The 12,895-nt window shown below is 61.1% G+C and carries 15 protein-coding genes; 11 read left to right on the top strand and 4 right to left on the bottom strand.

The annotated features are described in order from the left end of the window. Positions 1-38: 38 nt before the first annotated feature. On the bottom strand, positions 39-398 hold the full coding sequence (locus tag Q1B40_RS00835) for a hypothetical protein (protein WP_299808593.1): 360 nt from the start codon (positions 396-398) through the stop codon (positions 39-41). A 358-nt stretch (positions 399-756) separates the two neighbouring features. On the opposite strand from Q1B40_RS00835, the gene Q1B40_RS00830 reads away from it, so the two are divergent. Further along, positions 757-1,692: an MBL fold metallo-hydrolase gene (locus Q1B40_RS00830; protein ID WP_299808590.1), complete on the top strand. Its 936-nt coding sequence runs from the start codon at positions 757-759 to the stop codon at positions 1,690-1,692. A gap of 13 nt (positions 1,693-1,705) precedes the next feature. On the opposite strand, the gene Q1B40_RS00825 is transcribed toward Q1B40_RS00830, so the two are convergent. The 3 genes from Q1B40_RS00825 to Q1B40_RS00815 form a co-directional block, all read right to left on the bottom strand. Beyond that, positions 1,706-2,812 (bottom strand): YeeE/YedE family protein, encoded by a 1,107-nt coding sequence (locus Q1B40_RS00825; protein ID WP_299808588.1) that lies wholly within the window; start codon positions 2,810-2,812, stop codon positions 1,706-1,708. Positions 2,813-3,075: 263 nt separating this feature from the next. Beyond that, the gene (locus Q1B40_RS00820; RefSeq protein ID WP_299808585.1) at positions 3,076-3,426 is read right to left on the bottom strand and encodes a helix-turn-helix transcriptional regulator; all 351 of its coding nucleotides are present in this window, start codon (positions 3,424-3,426) and stop codon (positions 3,076-3,078) included. 93 nt (positions 3,427-3,519) lie between these two features. Continuing rightward, complete coding sequence (locus tag Q1B40_RS00815; RefSeq protein ID WP_299808582.1) at positions 3,520-3,894, bottom strand: transcriptional regulator; 375 nt, start codon at positions 3,892-3,894, stop codon at positions 3,520-3,522. A 94-nt stretch (positions 3,895-3,988) separates the two neighbouring features. On the opposite strand from Q1B40_RS00815, the gene Q1B40_RS00810 reads away from it, so the two are divergent. From Q1B40_RS00810 to Q1B40_RS00765, 10 genes are all read left to right on the top strand, one after another. Continuing rightward, positions 3,989-4,723, top strand: a complete 735-nt coding sequence (locus tag Q1B40_RS00810; protein ID WP_299808579.1) for a cytochrome c biogenesis CcdA family protein — start codon at positions 3,989-3,991, stop codon at positions 4,721-4,723. Positions 4,724-4,745: 22 nt separating this feature from the next. Beyond that, positions 4,746-5,339 (top strand): thioredoxin family protein, encoded by a 594-nt coding sequence (locus tag Q1B40_RS00805; protein ID WP_299808576.1) that lies wholly within the window; start codon positions 4,746-4,748, stop codon positions 5,337-5,339. Positions 5,340-5,503: 164 nt separating this feature from the next. Beyond that, on the top strand, positions 5,504-5,983 hold the full coding sequence (gene soxX, locus Q1B40_RS00800; protein ID WP_299808573.1) for a sulfur oxidation c-type cytochrome SoxX: 480 nt from the start codon (positions 5,504-5,506) through the stop codon (positions 5,981-5,983). 23 nt (positions 5,984-6,006) lie between these two features. After that, positions 6,007-6,456, top strand: a complete 450-nt coding sequence (gene soxY / locus Q1B40_RS00795) for a thiosulfate oxidation carrier protein SoxY (protein WP_068415611.1) — start codon at positions 6,007-6,009, stop codon at positions 6,454-6,456. 31 nt (positions 6,457-6,487) lie between these two features. Next, on the top strand, positions 6,488-6,814 hold the full coding sequence (soxZ, locus tag Q1B40_RS00790) for a thiosulfate oxidation carrier complex protein SoxZ (protein WP_299808567.1): 327 nt from the start codon (positions 6,488-6,490) through the stop codon (positions 6,812-6,814). Positions 6,815-6,897: 83 nt separating this feature from the next. After that, positions 6,898-7,719, top strand: coding sequence for a sulfur oxidation c-type cytochrome SoxA (gene soxA / locus Q1B40_RS00785; RefSeq protein WP_299812467.1), 822 nt, complete (start codon positions 6,898-6,900; stop codon positions 7,717-7,719). A 206-nt stretch (positions 7,720-7,925) separates the two neighbouring features. Continuing rightward, on the top strand, positions 7,926-9,620 hold the full coding sequence (gene soxB / locus Q1B40_RS00780; RefSeq protein ID WP_299808566.1) for a thiosulfohydrolase SoxB: 1,695 nt from the start codon (positions 7,926-7,928) through the stop codon (positions 9,618-9,620). A 23-nt stretch (positions 9,621-9,643) separates the two neighbouring features. Next, entirely contained in the window at positions 9,644-10,918 is a 1,275-nt protein-coding gene (soxC, locus tag Q1B40_RS00775; RefSeq protein ID WP_299808564.1) for a sulfite dehydrogenase, read from the top strand. After that, on the top strand, positions 10,902-12,029 hold the full coding sequence (locus tag Q1B40_RS00770) for a c-type cytochrome (RefSeq protein WP_299808562.1): 1,128 nt from the start codon (positions 10,902-10,904) through the stop codon (positions 12,027-12,029). The genes soxC and Q1B40_RS00770 overlap by 17 nt, the downstream gene beginning before the upstream one ends. A 104-nt stretch (positions 12,030-12,133) precedes the next feature. Further along, a complete protein-coding gene (locus tag Q1B40_RS00765) occupies positions 12,134-12,895 on the top strand; it encodes a c-type cytochrome (protein WP_299808560.1) in 762 nt (253 codons plus the stop codon).

Below are 12,895 nucleotides of genomic sequence, written 5' to 3'. Positions count from 1 at the left end.
TTGCGCGGCCCTTTCTTTTCAGTCTCCGTCATCGGCGTTTACTGATGCGGAAAACCTGCCTTGGCGGTTCCGTTCCAGTCGCCCTGGAACTGCAACAACGGAAGCGCGCGGGCGTCCGAGCTCGCGTTTATCCTGGCATTGGCGATGTTCTGCTGACGGGCTGTCAGGCGCTCCTCGCCATTGTAGCTGCCTTCAACCGGAAGGATCAGCAACCTGTTGCCGGCCGCATTCTGCAGGGCTTTTTGGTTGAACCCGCTCTGCTGACGCGGGGAAAGCGGCTTGTCACCGGTGAGATCGCCGATCAGGTCGTTCGGGTCGGCATGAGCACTGCCGATCGCAACGGAAGAAATCATGGCGGTGGCCAGAAGAGAGAACAGGGTTTTCCGGTTCGTACGCATTTCCAATCTCCTTCAAGTGTTTATGAGACCGGGATCGGGATCCCGGACGGCGGAGCCTGCTTTCCGGCTTGTGCCGGGATGCGCCTTCTCCGCTTCTATCGAGATTGGGTTTCATGCCGATCACTACAAATAACATCCAGTTAATCCGTCCGTCATTCAGGCAATTTCACTTCACCAACCGCTCACGTTTACTTGTCACTGCTGTTTCTTCTGCCTTTTATCTCGAGCGCCACCTCAACTGCCCGTGCGGCGATGCATGCGCTTTGATGCAGTCCGGTAGCGGCGGTTCCCGTTTGACTATTGCCCCTTTCCCGGGACATATAGATAAATTCAAAAGTTTGAATATGTGGAGGAAACAATGTCCGGTCTGAAGCGTGTTGAAATGTCGAGGCGGGAGATCCTGCTGAGCGGCGTCGCCCTGGCCGCAACAGGGATCGCCGGTCACGGCCGGGCGTTTGCCGAGGCACACCTGAGCGTCGGCGATCATGAAATTACGGTCTTTTCCGACGGCCATCTTTCCCTGCCGATGGACTTCATTCTGCCGGAGCAGAGTGAAGAGGAAATTTCGGCTCTGCTCGCGCCCCACGGCATGGCGACAGACATGCTGACGCCGGACTGCAACATCACGCTGTTGCGCAGCGGCGACCGCCTCGCCCTGTTCGACGTCGGCGCCGGACCGAATTTCCAGCCCACCGCCGGTGAGCTTCTGTCCAAACTGGAAAACGCAGGTATCGATCCGTCGGACATCACCGACGTGATCCTTACCCATGCGCACCCGGATCACCTGTGGGGCATTCTGGACGATTTCGACGACCCGCTTTATCCGCAGGCGAATATCCACGTGCCGCAGGGCGAATGGGATTTCTGGCGCGCGGACGATACGCTGGCGAACATGCCGGACGAGCGGAAAAGCTTCGTGGTCGGCGCCCAGTCCCGGCTTGAGGCCATCAAAGACCAGATTTCCATGATCGCTCCGGGGGACGAGGTGCTGCCGGGCGTCGAGGCGGTCGGCACCCACGGACATACGCCCGGTCACATGTCCTACATGATCCACGGGGGTTCGCAGAGCGTCTTCGTGGTCGGCGACGCCATTTCAAACGCCGTGATTTCCTTTGAAAAACCGGAGTGGGCGTCGGGCACCGACCAGGACCGGGACCAGGGGATCGCCACGCGCAAGATGCTTCTCGACCGGCTCGCGCTCGATCAGTCGAGGGTCATCGGCTTCCACTTTCCGCATCCGGGCGAAGGCCGGGTGGAAAAAGCCGCACAGGGTTACAGGTTCGTCAAGGGGTGATGCGGGAAGCCGGCTATTCGGCGGGCGAGCGGCGCGTGTCGTCGCCATAGCGCCGGAAAACGGCAAGCACCGATCCCTCGAACAGCCAGGCCAGGCCCAGCCTTGCGCCAAAGGCCATGGACAGCATGACGATCGGGGCGGAAATGGCCAGGGATGAAAAGCCGGTAATGCCCTGCCCGACCGTGCAGCCCATGGCCATGACGCCGCCGATACCCATCAGGGTGCCGCCCAGAAGGTGACGCCCCAGTTCCCTGGCATCGTCACAGGCCTCCCAACGGACATCCCGCTTCCACAGGGCGGCGAAGACCGCACCGAGGAACGTTCCGACGATCAGGCCGACCCCGTAGTCGGGCCAGGTTCCGGTGTAGGTGATGAACTGCAAAATGGTGTCGCCCACCGGCACCACGAAGGACCCTGCCTCGATCTGGATCGGGTCGAAGGAGTGGGCTGCGGTGAATGTCGTTGCCCACCAGCCGAATGCGATCACCGCGCCGATGACGACCGCCGATGCGATCTTTCCGAACTCGCGCCGGTAGGACGCCGACCTGAAGATCCATGCCAGACCGGCAAAAGCCATGAGCGCAGCGACAGCCTCCTGCAGGCGCAGCCCGGTCAGCGCCGAGAGGATATCGCCGATGGACTGGCTTCCGGCCCAGTCGAAGGAATACGCAAGGTCATCCACCAGCGGCACGCGCACGACCGCCAGAATGCCGCGCTGCGCGGCGAGCGCCGACAGTCCGATCACGGTCAGAACAACAAGCGCCCTCAGGCTGCCGCCACCGAGGCGCAGAACCGCACCGAACCCGCAGGTTCCCACAAGAGCCATGCCGATCCCGAACATGACGCCGCCGGCAATGGCACCGGTCCAGGCAAATTCGGAGGAGAGGTAAAAGGATGCTTCCAGGTCGGCCAGACCGAAGGCTGCAAGCAGCTGCGTGCCGATGAGGGCACAAACGGCAGCCAGAACCCAGGTGCGCAAGCCGCTGCTGTCGCTGGCATACCAGTGGCGCTCAAGCGACGACAGGGTGCAGAAGTGGGTTACCCGCGCGGCGAAACCCAGAACGCACCCGGCAAGTACGCCAAGGATCGGCGTCAGCAAGACCGGGTCCGGAATAAACATGTGCCTGTTCCCCTCATTGCCCTTTCGGGCATCCTCCCAGAGCAGACTGCCGTCTGTGCCCGCGGGCTCCGCCGTTTCTTGTGAACGGTCGTCTGAATTCGGTCTCCTGCATACACGAGCACGCAGGAAAACGGTTTGATCCAGCGCATTCCGGACGTTTTCAGATGAAGCCGGTCCGGTTTCGCTATTTTACAAAAGGGTATCAGGCAGTGTCCGGTCCAGCAATCAGTGCCCATGCTGCATTGCGCCAACAGAGGGTCGCGTCAGCTCTTGGCAGGGCGAGCGTCCTTGCAGAACAGATCGTAGAGGCTGCCGATGATCGAGCTCACCTCGTCATCCACCAAGCTGTAGTAGATCAGGCGGCCGTCGCGACGGGACGCCACGAGCCCTTCAAGGCGCAGCCTTGCCAGTTGCTGGGAGACCGCGGCCTGCGGCATGGTCAGGATCTCTTCAAGCTCGGAGACCGACTTTTCGCCTTCCGACAGCAGGCACAGGATGACCAGCCGCACTTCATGGGACAGTGCTTTCAGAAGGTCGCTGGCCTTTCTCGCCTGCGCCATCAGCAGGTCGAGATCCTCCGCCGCCATGTCCTTGTTGAAGACCGGTAAGTTCATGAAAGTCTGAAGTCTCCGTCGAATTCGCCTTGCGCTGCGTAAAACACTTAGTAGCCGGATAACGGAGCCTTGTCACCGGGCCGATCAACTTTGTCAGTTGATCTTTTCAGGCAGCTTTTCAAGCATGCCGGCGAGCAGCGGCCAGAAAAAATGCGCTCCGGGATAACCGCGCAGCCGGTCGATCTCGACCCCGTTCTCGATCAGCACGAAGGTGGGCGTCAGCCGTTCGCGCGCGATACCGGTGAGGTCTTCCGGCCAGCTATCAGTGATATCGACCCGGCGCAGGGGCGCGCGCTGGCCTTCCTCCGTCTTTGGATAGGCGACGCCGATTTCCTCGTTCCAGCGCTTGCACCAGACGCAGCCCGGCTGTTCCAGCATGATCAGCTCCGCCGCGCCCGCCGGCAACGACCAGACGAGGACGATGAAAACGACCCGGGCAAGCGCGCCAAACCGCAGCGCAATCGACATTCTGAACGCTCCTGCATTTCTTTCATTGCAATATATATGAATTTTTGAATACTTTAAAGTAAAACAGGTTTCGAGTTTCACCGGGAGGACAGGAATGCTCGACGTCTCGCTAGGAGCCGCCTTTCTCGCAGGGCTGCTCTCATTCATTTCGCCATGTGTGCTGCCGATCGTGCCGCCCTATCTGTGCTATCTGGCCGGAGTGAGCGTCGACGAGCTGAAGGGCGACGCCGCGACGGCGGAAACCGGGCGACGGGTGATTCTGGCAGCCGTGGCTTTCGTGCTGGGGTTCTCGGCGGTGTTCGTCGCGCTCGGTGCGACGGCGAGTGTCGTCGGCCAGTCGATCGCCCGCTATTACGACGTTCTTTCCTATGTGGCGGGCGGTATCATCATCGTCATGGGCCTGCATTTTCTCGGCGTCTTCCGGATCGGGCTGCTGTTCCGCGAAGCCCGGATCCAGGTGGAGCGCAAACCGGCCGGACTGATCGGCGCTTTCGTCATGGGCCTTGCCTTCGCCTTCGGCTGGACGCCCTGTGTCGGACCGGTTCTGGCCGCCATCCTGTTTGTCGCCGGCTCTTCCGATTCGACCTGGCACGGCGCGGCGCTGCTGGCGGTCTATGCCCTCGGGATCGGCCTGCCGTTCATACTGGCCGCCGCCTTTGCCAGCCGCTTTCTCCGGCTCGCCGGGCGGTTCCGCAAACACATGGGCACGGTGGAAAAGGTAATGGGCGGTCTTCTGGTCCTGACCGGCCTCTTGTTCATCACCGGCCAGATGTCGGCCATCGCCTTCTGGCTTCTTGAAACATTTCCGGTTTTTTCACAAATCGGCTGAGTACACCTGGGAGGATAGGAACATGCGCTTCTGGAAACATCTGGTCCTGGCAGTGGAGTTGACGGCGGCACTGGGCACGACGGCCCTCGCCGCCACAATGGGCGAGGACGGGCTGCACAAGCAGCCCTGGTTCACGATGACCTTCCGCGACATTGCCGAGGACATCGAGACCGCTTCCGGTGAGGGCAAGCGCCTGGCGATCGTTTTCGAGCAGAGAGGCTGCATCTATTGCCGCCAGATGCACGAGAAGATCCTCTCCGACCCGGAAGTCACCGACTACATCAAAGAGAATTTCATGGTCGTCCAATACAACATGTTCGGCGACGAGGAAGTGATCGATCTGGATGGCGAGGAGCTGACGGAAAAGAGCGCGGCGCGCAAATGGGGCTACGTGTTCACCCCGACAATCGTCTTCCTTCCGGAGACCGCTCCGGATGACGGCACAGTGCAGGAAGCCGCCGTTGCGACCATGCCGGGGGCGTTCGGAAAGTGGACTTTCCTGAACATGTTCCGCTGGGTCCGGGAAAAGGGTTATGAGGGCGACGAGCATTTTCAGAAGTACCACGCCCGCATAATCAATGAGTTGCGCGAGCAGGGCCGCCTCGGCGCGGAGTGACGCCGATATAAAAAAGGAGCTTGATCCGGCTTAGTAAAAAGGCCTATTGCATAATATATGCAAAAAATCATATCTTTTAATGTGAGGAGGACAGGCGGACCGGTTACCGGGTCTGCCTAAGAGACGGCGGCAGCCGTTTCGCACTGAGGAGGAAAGCCGACATCATGAGGACAGGCGCGAGACTTACGAGCTTGCCGGCACTACTGGCCGGTCTGACCGTCATGGCCGCATCGGTGGCGACCGCCGGAACCGTGGCTCCGGACAGCGTTCCCATCGAGGACATGGAGCTGACGCAGACACTCACCGACAACAAGGGCGACCCGGCAGCCGGGCGCGAGGCATTCGCGGACCGCAAGAAGGGCAATTGCCTGGCCTGCCATGCCAATACGGACCTGAAGGAACAGCTCTTTCACGGAGAGGTCGGACCGGAGCTTGACGGCGTCGCCGACCGCTGGAGCGAAGAACAGCTGCGCGCCATCGTCGTAAACAGCAAGGATGTTTTCGGCGAACAGACAATCATGCCCGGCTTCTACACGCTGAAAGTCGGCGTGAATGTTGCCGAGGAAAACGCCGGCCAGACCATTCTGACCGCTCAGGAGGTAGAGGACGTAGTCGCCTATCTCATGACACTCAAGGACAACTGATCTCGAGACTCAGGGAGCAAGAGATGACTTTTACTCGACGCCAAGTCTTCGGCCTTACGGCAGGCGCTGCCGCCTTCGTGGCCGTTGCCCCGCGGATTTCATTCGCGGCGACAGATGATACCGAAGCCGCCATCAAGGCCTTTACCGGCGGTGCAGAGCCGGCGACGGGGACCGTAACCCTTGATACGCCGGAAATTGCCGAGAACGGCAACACCGTGCCGGTCGGCGTTTCCGTGGAAAGCCCGATGACGGCCGACAACTACGTGGAATCCGTCCTGATCCTGGCGGAAGGCAACCCCAGTCCGGCGGTTGCGACCTTCCACTTCACCGCAATGAGCGGTGCTGCGGAAGCCAAGACGCGAATCCGGCTGGCCAAGACCCAGAACGTGATTGCCGTGGCCAAGATGAATGATGGTTCCACCTTCATCGACCGCAAGGAAGTCAAGGTCACCATCGGCGGCTGCGGCGGCTGAGCGAGAAGATCAGGACACAGAGGAACACATCATGGCAAATCCGAAACCCCGCGTGAAAGTGCCGAAGAAGGCATCCAAGGGCGAAGTCATCACCATCAAGACTCTCATCAGTCATCCGATGGAATCCGGACAGCGCAAGGACAAGGAAGGCAACCTCGTCCCGCGTCAGATCATCAACACGTTCAAATGCGAATTCGACGGCCAGCTCGTCTTCGAATGCGACATGGACCCGGCCGTATCGGCGAACCCCTACATGGAGTTCAACGCAAAGGTCGAAAACAGCGGCACCTTCAAGTTCACCTGGGTGGATGACGACGGCAGCGTCTACGAATCCGAGAAGAAGATCACGGTCGAATAGACCGTGACATTTGAAGGCCGGGACAATCGGGAGGAGACGATTTGGCCAGATCCAATAGACTTTCTTTAGCAGCAGGCGTCGCGTTGGTGCTGGGTGCGCACAGCGCGGCGTTTGCCGGCGGACCGTCGGACGACAAGCTTGTCATCGACGGCGAGATGGAAATCATGACCCGTGTGGCCCCGCCGGAAGGCCATCCGCTCGACGAAGTGATTTCCGGGTGGCACTACCGCACCGAGGAAACGCGGGATCTTGAGGCTGACAGCTTCCAGAATCCGGGCATGCTCTACGTGGAGCGCGGTGAGGAAATCTGGAACACCGTGGAAGGTGATGCCGGCAAGTCCTGCGCCTCCTGCCACGAAGACGGCGAGGAGTTCCTGAAGGGCATCGGTGCCAACTATCCGAAATGGAATGCCGACGCGGGCAAACCTTTCAACATCGAACTTCAGATCAACCAGTGTCGCGAAGAGAACATGCAGGCCAAGCCCTACAAGTTCGATGCGGCCGACCAGAAGGCCCTGACGACCTTCATCAAGCACCAGTCGATCGGCATGCCGGTGGAAGTCGATCTGACTGAAGGCGACATGAAAGCCTGGTGGGACAAGGGCGAAGAGCTTTACTACACCCGCACCGGTCAGTTGAACCTGTCCTGCGCGACCTGTCACGAAGACTACAACGGCAACTATATCCGTGCCGACCATCTCAGCCAGGGCAATGTCAACGGCTTCCCGACCTACCGGCTGAAGCAAAGCGCCATGGTCTCGCTGCACAACCGTTTCCGCGGCTGCATCCGGGACACACGCGCCGCGTTTCCGCCAGCCTTCTCCGACGATCTCATGGCGCTTGAGGTCTATGTGACCTGGCGCGGTTCTGGTCTCGGGGTCGAAACGCCGGCTGTGCGCCAGTAGGCGCCCTCCCAACCATCCCGGCGCGGCGGCTGCCGCTGCGCCGGATGGTCCTGCCGGCCTTGAGTGATCGGCTTTCCCGCGTTCGCGCAGGAAGGCTGGAAAGCACAATTCATCCGAAGATCCATGGTGCGCGGATCCCCGTGCGCCAGCGGAGAAGTCATGCATGCGGCCAGCCGGGATCTGGTCCGCGATTTTGGAGGCAAGGAATGTTCTCACGACGCGAATTCCTGATGGCGGCAACGGCGACGAGCGCGCTGCTCGGGTCAGGAATGGCGGGATCGTGGTCCCGGCTGATGGCGCAACAGGCGCTTTCCGAGGACCTGCTCCTGCAGATGGAGCCCAAGGGTAAACTGACCCTGGTTCACATCACCGACATTCATGCCCAGCTCAAGCCGATCTATTTCCGCGAGCCGTCAATCAATCTCGGCATCGGCGACGTGGCCGGAAAACCGCCGCATGTGACCGGCGCGGATTTCCTGAAGCTCTACAACATCGAGCCCGGTTCGCCCGATGCCTATGCCCTGACCAGCGAGGATTACGTCGCGCTGGCCCAAAGCTACGGCAAGATGGGCGGCATGGACCGGGTGGCGACGGTGATCAAGCGTATCCGCGCCGAACGGGGGGATGACAACGTGCTGCTGCTGGACGGCGGCGACACCTGGCAGGGCAGTTACACCTCCAACGTCACCGAAGGCCAGGACATGGTCACGGTGATGAATTCGCTCTCTCCCGATGCGATGACCGGCCACTGGGAATTCACCTACGGCACCGACAGGGTGCAGGAACTGATCGATGAGCTGCCCTTCGCGTTTCTGGGGTCGAATATCTACGACGCCGAATGGGACGAACCGGCCTTCGAGCCCTGGAAGATGTTCGAACGGGGCGGCGCCAAGGTGGCCGTCATCGGCCAGGCCTTCCCCTATACACCGATTGCCAATCCGCGCTGGATGATCCCCGGCTGGTCCTTCGGTATCCGTGAAGAAGACATTGCCAAGCATGTTGCGGAAGCGCAGGACGAAGGCGCGGACCTGATCGTACTGCTTTCGCACAACGGCTTCGACGTGGACCGCAAGCTGGCCTCCCGCGTCGACGGCATCGATGTCATCCTCACCGGGCACACGCACGATGCCCTGCCCGAGCCGGTGATCGTCAACGACACGCTGGTGATCGCGTCGGGCTCCAACGGCAAATTCGTTTCGCGGCTGGATCTGGATATCCAGGACGGCAAGCTCAGCGGCTATGCCTACCGTCTCATTCCGGTGTTCTCCGACATCATCACACCGGACGCCGACATGTCCGCGCTGATCGACGAGGTTCGCGCGCCCTATGAAGGCGATCTTTCCCGGGTGCTCGGCAAGACCGAAAGCCTTCTCTACAGGCGCGGCAATTTCAACGGCACGTTCGACGACCTGATCTGCCAGGCGCTTCTGAAAGAACGCGATGCGGAAATCGCACTGTCGCCCGGTTTCCGCTGGGGCACCAGCCTGCTGCCGGGTCAGGACATCACTTTCGAGGATGTGCACAACGCCTGCGCCATGACCTATCCGGCGGCCTACCGCTCGGCAATGAGCGGGCAGACGCTGAAGGACATCCTGGAAGACGTCGGCGACAACCTGTTCAACAAGGATCCCTATTACCAGCAGGGCGGCGACATGGTGCGCGTCGGCGGCATGGGATACACGATCGATCCGAACAAGGAGATCGGCGAGCGCATCTCCGGCATGACGCTGCTGGCGACCGGCGAAGCCATCGATCCAGCCAAAGATTACGTCGTCGCGGGCTGGGCCTCCGTCAACGAAGGCACCGAAGGTCCGCCGATCTGGGACGTCGTCGAAAACCACATCACCAAAAACCCTGTCGTCAAGCTGCCGGACAACCAGTCCGTGACGCTTGCCGGCTGATGTCTTGACCAAGAGGACCAGTCATGAGTGACAAGACCGTTTCTCAATCGCCGAACCTGTCCCGCCGGGCGCTTCTCAAAGCCGGTCTTGCCACCGGCGTGGCGGCAGGCGCGGTGGGAGCAGCGCGTGCGGATGGAGATCCGCTGATAACCGAAATTCAGGACTGGAACCGGTATCTCGGTGAAGGTGTGCAGTCGCGTCCCTACGGCACGCCGTCGGAATTCGAGGCCCATGTGGTGCGCCGCGACGTGGAATGGCTGACCGCATCGACGGAGAGTTCCGTCAACTTCACGCCCCTTCATGAGCTGGACGGCATCATCACGCCGAATGGATTGTGCTTCGAACGCCACCACGGCGGCATCGCGGAGATCAATCCGGCGGACCATCGGCTGATGATCAACGGTCTGGTCGACACGCCTCTGGTGTTCACCATGGAGGACCTGAAGCGGTTTCCGCGTGAAAACCGGGTGTATTTCCTGGAGTGCGCCGCCAATTCGGGCATGGAATGGCGCGGATCGCAGCTCAACGGCTGCCAGTACACCCACGGCATGATCCATAGCGTGATGTACACCGGCGTGCCTCTGAAGCTGATCCTGGAAGAGGCCGGCATCAAGACCAATGCCAAGTGGATCATGCCGGAAGGGGCCGATGCCTCCGCCATGACGCGGTCGATCCCGATGGAAAAGGCGCTGGACGACTGCCTGGTCGCCTTCAAGATGAACGGCGAGGCCCTGCGCCCGGAACAGGGATATCCCTTGCGCCTTGTCGTCCCCGGCTGGGAAGGCAACATGTGGATCAAGTGGCTGCGCCGCATCGAAGTCGGCGACGAGCCGTGGCACCAGCGCGAGGAAACGTCCAAATACACGGATCTTCTGGAGAGCGGCAAAGCCCGCCGGTTCACCTGGGTCATGGACGCCAAGTCGGTCGTCACCAACCCGAGCCCGCAAGCGCCCGTCACGCACGGCAAGGGCCCGCTGGTGATATCCGGCGTTGCCTGGTCAGGCAACGGCCGCATCACTCGTGTCGATGTGTCCATAGACGGCGGACGCAACTGGAAGACGGCCCGGCTGGACGGCCCGAGCCTGCCGAAGGCCATGCACCGCTTCTATCTCGACATCGACTGGGACGGTTCGGATCTTCTGCTCCAGTCCCGCGCGATGGATGAAAACGGCTATTTCCAGCCGACCAAGAATGAATTGCGCGCCGCACGCGGCGAAAACTCGATCTATCACAACAACGGTATCCAGACCTGGCATGTCAAAGCAGACGGGACGGTGGAAAATGTCGAAGTTTCTTAAAGTTCTCAGCCTTGGCGTTTCCCTCGCAGCCCTGCCGGTTCTTGCAGGTGCGGCCCAGGCCGGCGACCCCGACAAGGGGGCAAAGGTCTTCAAGAAATGCGCCGCCTGCCATGCGGTCGGCGAAAACGCCAAGAACAAGGTCGGCCCGCAACTGAACGAGGTGTTCGGACGCACCGCGGGGGCCCTTGACGGCTACAAATATTCCAAGGCGATGATCAAGGCCGGCGAGGAAGGGCTTGTGTGGGACGACGCCACCATGACCACCTATCTGGAAAAGCCGAAAGCCATGATCAAGGGCACGAAGATGGCCTTTGCCGGCCTGCGCAAGCAGGAGGACCTGGAGAATGTGATCGCCTATCTGGCAACCTTCTCCAGCGCCGCTCCGGCGGCAGAAGACGCGCAGAGCGCTGCGGAACCGGAAACGGCTGAAGCCGAAGTCGAAACCGCGGCGGCCAATGCCACCGCACCGGCTCCTGCCCCGGTTTCCGCGATGCGTGAGGGCGGTGTCCTCGGGCTCGGCCGGGTGGCGACGGAAGACGAAGTCGCCGCATGGGATATCGATATACGCCCGGATGGCGAAGGTCTGCCCGCGGGATCGGGAACGGTTGCCGACGGCGAAGGGCTCTATTCGGAAAATTGTGCGGTTTGCCACGGCGACTTCGGAGAAGGCGTCGGTCGCTGGCCGGTTCTGGCCGGGGGTCAGGACACATTGACCGAAGAGCGTCCGGAAAAGACCATCGGCTCCTACTGGCCGTATCTGTCGACCGTCTATGACTATGTGCGGCGGGCAATGCCCTACGGCAATGCGCGTTCACTGTCCGACGACGACATCTATGCCATCACCGCCTATCTCCTCTATCTGAACGATATCGTCGAAGATGAGGATTTCGAGCTCTCGAACGAGAATTTCGCGGAGATCCATCTGCCGAATGAAGACAACTTCATCGCCGATGATCGTGCGGAGGAGCCTCATTACGCCGACAAGAGCGAACCCTGCATGAGCGATTGCAAGGACAGCCCCGTCGAGATCACCATGCGGTCGCGGATTCTGGATGTGACGCCGGGATCCGTCGATGACGACGATGCCGCCGGAATGGGAGGCGTTGACTGACACCGTTTTGCGATAACGCCCCGAACTGAAGGCGGGGCGGCTGCAAGGAGGCGCGGCCGTCCCACTTCGCGCAGGGAGAAAGTCCCGGGAGGGGAGGACCCGACATGACCGGATCCGGACGCACCAAAACGCCGAAAGGCATTTTGCCCAGAGCCGCCGCGTTGAAACGGGGCGCCTGGACGCTGCTCGCGGCCGGCTACGTCCTGCTGCCACTGTCCGCGGCGGCCTCCGGGAACGGTGATCCGGCAAGGGGCGAGGCCCTGTTCAAAGCCTGCAAGTCCTGCCACCAGGTCGGTGCGGATGCCCGCAACGGCGTCGGCCCGCACCTGGACGGCTTGTTCGGCCGCCAGGCGGGCGTGCTTGAGGGTTTCAAATACTCAAGCGCGATGAAAAAGCTCGGCGAAGAAGGCCTTCTCTGGAACGCATCTACTCTGGACGCCTACCTGGAAAAGCCGCGCGCCTATGTTCCCGGAACGCGCATGTCCTATCTCGGCATGCGCAAGAGCCAGGACCGGACGGACGTCATCGCCTATTTGAAGGCGTTGTCGCAGGAAGCCCCGGCGAGCGATCCTCAGGCAGATACGCAGACACGCGCGGAAATCGGCGCGGCGGCGATGGGGCTGGAGGGCGATCCGGAATATGGCGAATATCTTTCCAGCGAATGCGTCACCTGCCACCAGATGTCCGGCCGGGCGGACGGGATCCCGTCGATCGTCGGCTGGCCGAGCCAGGCCTTTATCCGGGTGCTGTTCGAATACAAGACAAATATCCGCAGCCATCAGGTCATGCAAAACATGACGACCAATCTCGGCAACGAGGAAATCGCAGCACTCGCGGCTTACTTCGGTTCACTCGATCCACAGTAG

Source organism: uncultured Roseibium sp. (genome assembly GCF_947496995.1).
In the GTDB taxonomy this organism is placed as follows: Bacteria; Pseudomonadota; Alphaproteobacteria; order Rhizobiales; family Stappiaceae; genus Roseibium.
The sequence above is the reverse complement of the archived record's forward strand: the minus strand, read 5'-3'. Positions and strand labels throughout refer to the sequence as shown.